General features: G+C 65.2%; 1 pseudogene. It reads right to left on the reverse strand.

The features are described 5' to 3' along the window. A pseudogene (locus tag MFF64_RS37155) lies at nucleotides 1-191 on the reverse strand (peroxidase-related enzyme); the annotation flags it as partial. Between the last annotated feature and the right edge of the window lie 59 nt (nucleotides 192-250).

A 250-nucleotide genomic window follows, 5' to 3' on the forward strand; every position in this document is an offset into this window, starting at 1 on the left:
GGCTTGTCCATCAGCGCGTCGTGATAGGCCATGAAGGCGCGGAACTCGTCCGGGCGGTGAGCCAATGCCAGGAAGATGTTGGGCACGAAGCCCGCCTTCTCCTGCACCAGGGCGATGCGGGCGCGCAGATCCTCGGGCATCTCGGACAGCTTCGGCACCGGGAAGCGGCTGATCGGTGCTGACGCGCTCATGGTCGGGCTCCCTGAATCCCGGTCCCTTGGTGAAACCAGGCGTTCACGATACGTACGGC

The sequence above is a fragment of the Methylobacterium frigidaeris genome (assembly GCF_022179185.1).
GTDB classification, from domain to species: Bacteria; Pseudomonadota; Alphaproteobacteria; order Rhizobiales; family Beijerinckiaceae; genus Methylobacterium; species Methylobacterium frigidaeris.